The organism is uncultured Blautia sp., assembly GCF_902497045.1.
Classification (GTDB): Bacteria; Bacillota; Clostridia; order Lachnospirales; family Lachnospiraceae; genus Blautia_A.
In genome coordinates, this window is the sequence record NZ_CABVDF010000181.1 from 1 (window position 1) to 5,773 (window position 5,773).

General features: G+C 41.8%; 3 protein-coding genes. 2 read left to right on the top strand and 1 reads right to left on the bottom strand.

The genetic code is table 11. The annotated features are described in order from the left end of the window. Positions 1-65: 65 nt before the first annotated feature. Positions 66-668 (bottom strand): TetR/AcrR family transcriptional regulator, encoded by a 603-nt coding sequence (locus RDS42_RS11555; RefSeq protein ID WP_308783797.1) that lies wholly within the window; start codon positions 666-668, stop codon positions 66-68. Positions 669-881: 213 nt separating this feature from the next. On the opposite strand from RDS42_RS11555, the gene RDS42_RS11560 reads away from it, so the two are divergent. Together RDS42_RS11560 and RDS42_RS11565 are read left to right on the top strand one after the other, a co-directional pair. After that, entirely contained in the window at positions 882-2,951 is a 2,070-nt protein-coding gene (locus RDS42_RS11560) for an MMPL family transporter (RefSeq protein WP_308783798.1), read from the top strand. A gap of 12 nt (positions 2,952-2,963) precedes the next feature. Next, complete coding sequence (locus tag RDS42_RS11565; RefSeq protein WP_308783799.1) at positions 2,964-5,669, top strand: hypothetical protein; 2,706 nt, start codon at positions 2,964-2,966, stop codon at positions 5,667-5,669. The last annotated feature ends 104 nt before the right edge of the window (positions 5,670-5,773 follow it).

Genomic DNA, 5,773 nt, shown 5'->3' on the forward strand with positions numbered 1-5,773 from the left:
TAACAGACCCTTATAGGGTCAAAGCAAACCACCGGCTAAGCCGGTGGTCGTGATTTTTCTGAAATTTATTCCCGAAACTGTACAAAAATTCCTTTAATAACCTCATAAAGTGGTTTTTTAATTTGTTCCAGGGACAGAGGCTGCTTGTAGAGAATCGTATTATAGCTGGTGCCGCTGACCAGTTCGATTATCATATACATCATTACATCAGGCGTACGGTAAGTATGTGAAGCATGATCCAGCATAGTCTGATAAATTGCATATATGGAAGGTCTGTCATCGCTGGGAGCAACAGCGAGAAAATCGGTGAAAAATCCCCAGCTTAAATGTTTGGAAAGCAACATGACCAGGTGATGATTCTGGGCAAACTGATCCAGAATATTGTCGATGATAAAAAGCACCTGTTCTTCAAAGTCTTTTAACTCTTTATGTTTCAGCAGTTCATTGCAGGCTGCCTGAAACACCTGATTTGCTTTGTGACTGATCAACTGGTTCCGGATATCGTATTTATCCTTAAAATACAGATAGAAGGTTCCCTTTGCGACACCTGCTTTTTCTACAATATCAGAAATGGAAGTTTTGTTAAATCCATTATCGAGAAATAATGTAAAAGCGGAATCTAACAGAGAATTTCTCTTCTGCTCTTTGTTATTATCTATCTTGCTCATTTGTACTGCCTCCTTCGCTACAATTATAGAGAGGTAAGCAGGGAAATGTCAAACATCAAAAACAGGAAAAAGGAAATTCTGCATAATGCATAAAAAACTAAAATGACTTTTAGTCATATTTGGTATTGACTAAAAGTCATTTTTATGTTAAAACAATAAATGACCAAAGGTCATAAATGAGTTTCGGAAATTATAGGAAAGGAAGAAGATAAAATGGTAAAACTGGGAAGAAAGATTGTAAAATTTCGTATTCCAATTTTTATTCTGAGTTTATTGCTTCTGGTGCCGTCTGCGATTGGATATATAAATACCAGGGTAAATTATGATGTACTGTATTATTTGCCGGATGACATTGAAACAATGAAAGGCCAGGATATTCTGGTAGATGAATTTGGAACCGGAGCCTACTCTATGTTTATTTGTGAGGGTATGAAAAACAAAGATGTTGCGGCTCTGAAGAAAAAGATTGAAAATGTAGAACATGTTTCTAAGGTAGTGTGGTATGACAGTTTTTCTGATTTAAGCGTTCCGGTGGAAATGCTGCCTGATAAAATAAGAAGTGCATTGTTTTCAGATGATTCTACCATGATGTTTATCATTTTTGAAACTACTACCTCGGCTGATGAAACCATGGACGCAATCGGAGATATCCGAAAGCTGGCAGGAAAACAATGTTTTGTCAGTGGTATGTCAGCAATTGTTACAGATACAAAGAATCTGGCAGAATCAGAGGTGGCAATTTATGTACTGATCGCTGTGGTCCTGTCCTGTATCGTATTGGCATTGACCATGGAATCTTATCTGATTCCATTCCTGTTTCTGGCAAGTATTGGTATTGCCATTCTTTATAATATGGGAACAAATATCTTTAAGGGTGAGATTTCCTATATTACCAAGGCATTAAGCGCAGTACTTCAGCTGGGTGTGACAATGGATTATTCTATTTTCCTCTGGCACAGCTATCAGGAGCAGAGAAAGCTTTATGAAGATGACCATAAGGAAGCCATGGCACAGGCAATTGCAGCTACTATTAAGTCTGTTGTGGGAAGTTCTATCACGACAATTGCAGGATTTGTGGCACTTTGCTTCATGAGCTTTACACTTGGCCTGGATCTGGGAATTGTTATGGCAAAAGGCGTTATATTTGGTGTGATCTGCTGTGTTACAGTTCTTCCTGCTATGATCATGATTTTTGATAAAGCTCTGGAAAAAACAAAACACAAACAGCTGATACCGGATTTTCCGAAAGTATCTGAATTTTTAGTAAAACATCATAAAGCTTTTGCTTTTATCTGTGTAGCGTTATTTATTCCATTTGCTTATTTTCAGGCGAATACGGCTGTTTATTATAATCTGGATTCCAGCCTTCCAAAAGATCTGGAATCTATTATGGCAAATGAAAAACTCCAGGAAGAATATCATATGGGTGCGGCTCACATGATTCTTATGGATAAAAATGTATCCAGCAAAGAAAAGCATAAGATGATCAAAGAGATGGAACAGGTAGATGGCGTAAAGGAAGTTCTGGGACTGGAGAGCATAATCGGTCCGTCCCTGCCGGAAAGCATGATACCTCAGGATATAAAGGATATTTTGGAAAGTGATAATTATGAACTGATGCTGATCACCAATGAATATCAAACCGCTTCTGAGGAAGTAAATGCTCAGATCGATAAGCTGAATACCATATTGAAATCCTATGACAAAAACGGAATGCTGGTAGGAGAAGCGCCCTGTACGAAAGACCTGATCGAGATCACTGATCACGATTTTAAAGTGGTCAGTGCAGTTTCTATCCTGGCTGTTTTCCTGATCATTTTGTTTGTATTTAAATCGATTACACTTCCGGTGATTCTGGTATTGGTAATCGAAGGAGCAATTTTTATCAATATGGGAATACCTTATCTTACCGGAACAGAACTGCCATTTATCGCTTCGATCGTTATTGGGACGATACAGCTGGGGGCAACTGTGGATTATGCTATTTTGATGACCAGCCGATATGAACAGGAAAGAGGAAGCGGAAAGAGCAAAAAAGAATCTATCAGCATTGCTCTGGAAAGCAGCATCCGGCCGGTAATGGTATCAGCATTCAGCTTTTTTGCAGCAACCTTTGGAGTTGGTATTTATTCTAAGATTGATATGATCAGTTCATTGTGCCTGCTGATGGCAAGAGGAGCACTGATCAGTATGTGTGCAGTACTTTTGTTCTTACCGGCTATGTACTGGATATTTGACAGAGTTATCTGTGCTACAAGTAAAAATTTCAAAGTTAGAAAATAGGAGGTTTTTATCATGAAGAGGAAGAATGTGCAGGCGCTCCTGGTTGGTATGACAATGCTGATGTCAGTAGTTTTACCTGTTACTCCGGCATTGGCCGCAGCAGAAAATTTGGCGGAAAAGGAACAGACTGTTTATGTAAATGCAGATGAAAATGGAAATACAGAAGAAGTGATCGTCAGCAACTGGCTGAAAAATAAGGGAAAAGAGAAAAATCTGAAAGATAAAAGTGGGCTGACAGATATTGAAAATGTAAAGGGTGATGAAACTTTTCAGAAAAATGAAGACGGGACGATTACCTGGAATACAGATGGAGAAGACATTTATTATCAGGGTACAACAGGAAAAGAGCTTCCGGTTTCTGTAAGACTGACATATTATCTGGACGGAAGAGAGATTCCTGCATCAGAACTGGCAGGTAAAAGCGGAAAGGTAAAGATTCGTATCGATTACGAAAATAAAGAGAAGAAAACCGAAAAAGTTAATGGTAAAACCGAAGAAATTTATACACCGTTTATGATGATGACTGCCATGATACTTCCGGCAGATACATTTACAAATGTAGAAATGGTAAATGGAAAAGTGCTTTCTGACGGAAGCAATGATATTGCAGTAGGTTATGGATTTCCGGGACTGGCAGACAGCCTGAAGCTTTCAGATATGGAAGAACTGGATGAGATTGAGATTCCGGATCATGTGGAACTGACCGCAGACGTAAAGGATTTTTCTCTGGGTATGACAGCAACAATTGCCACGACAGGTCTTTTGGAAGATCTGAATCTGGGAGATGCAGCAGATACAGATGACTTAAAAGAGAAGCTGGATACACTGACAGATTCTTCTGAGGCATTAGTAAAAGGAAGCAAAGAACTTCAGGAGGGAATTTCTACTTTGGACAGTTCCGCAGACACTTTTGTCAGTGGATTGAACAGTGCAGACGATGGTGCCGGACAGCTGAAAAACGGAATTGATACAATGAACAGCAAGAAAGGAGAGCTTCTGGGAGGAATATCAAAACTGACTGCAGGAATGAGCTCTCTGAAAAGCGGCGCCGGACAGCTTCAGAAAGGTGTAAGCGCTTATACAAGCGGTGCAGCTCAATTGGAAAATGGCATTGATCAGGCTGCAAAAGGCGTATCTGAACTGAACAGCGGAATTGAAACACTGAATGAAAAAAAGGGAATCCTTATCAATGGTGTGGAACAGCTTAGTACAGGAGGTGCTAAACTGGAAGAAGGAACCAAAAGCCTTCAGCAGGGCGTGCAGGCGTATACTGCCGGAACAGCGGCTCTGGATCAGGGGATTGGTCAGCTGAAAAGTGAATTGGGCCAGTCGATGGGGCAGGTATCCCAGCTTCCGCAGGCAATAAAGAGTCTGACAGAAGGCGCCGGACAGCTGATCCAGGGGGCAGGAACTTTACAGCAGGGTATGTCACAGGCTGAGGCCGCAGCAGGAAAAATTGGAGACAGTGTCAGCGGGTTAAAAAGCGCTGCACAGACGGTAGGAGACTTAAGTGGCCAGGCTGTTGGAATTATAGGAAATCTGATCAACAGCCAGTCCGCTCCTCAGGTGGATACAAATTCTGTAAATGAACAGGCAAATGCGGCTATTGCTCAGGAAAATGCACTGGTAAATGAGCAGGCAAACGCACAGGCAAACCAGCAGCAGAGCAGTAATGTAGCCGCAGCTCTGGATGCAGCAGGCATCCCGGAAGAGCAGAAACAGGCGGTACTGGCAAACTTAGGAGGCATTGGAGTTTCCGTAGGTGTCCAGACATCGGCTAATATTAATGTACCGATAACCGGTGGTGATAATGGCGGAGCTGATGCGGCAATTCAGGGACTGCAGCAGATCCAGGCTGCAATGAATGCTGTAAATGGACAGATTCCCGGAGCTGATGCGGCACTTTCAGAGGCGCAGGCTCAGATCAATGCTATGAAAGAGGGAACAGCCAGTGCAGTAGCAGGAGCTGAAGCGTTGAAAAAAGGAACACAGTCCTTTGCAGAGGCAATGAAGCCTATGGATAATCTGACAGAGCTTTCAGATAAACTCCAGAAAGCGGTAGAGCAGTTAAAGGCAGGAAGTACAGCGCTGGTTTCTAAAAACGAGGAATTGAACGCAGGTGTTTCTTCTGCAGCAGATGGAGCAGCGGCTTTAAATGCAGGTATCCAGCAGCTTTCTGCAGGTGCAGGACAGCTTAGCGGCGGTATCGATCAGCTGGCAGCCGGAAGCAAGGCTTTGAACATTGGTGCTCAGCAGCTCCAGAAAGGTGTTAAGGCACTGACTGCAAATAATGCTTCTTTAAATAATGGTGCTTCTCAGCTTGAACAGGGCAGCGCAGAGCTCTTAAAAGGAGGAAATGCACTGGCATCCGGAGGAAATGCTTTAGGAGATGGAATTTCTAAGCTGGCAGATGGAGCGGCAGCCTTAAAAGATGGAACTTCTAAGCTGGCAGCAGGCGGAAAAGAACTGAAATCAGGAACAACAAAACTGAAAGATGGTTCTACAAAATTAAAAGACGGCATGGAGAAGTTTGACGAAGAGGGAATACAGAAAATTACAGATATGTTAAACGATGATGTAAAAGCCGTTATGGAAAGAATCAAAGCAGTAGAAAATGCAGATAAATCCTATAAAGCCTTTGACGGACAGGATAGTCATATGGATGGAAAAGTAAAATTTGTAATTGAAACAGATGGAATTGAAGCAGAAGAGTCATAAGCTCTTTTAGATATGAGATCTGTAATGTCAGTTCAGCATTTTCCGGAAAGGGGCTATCGGGAAATAGATAGTTCTAAATAAGGGCAGATGTGACTCGTGCGAGT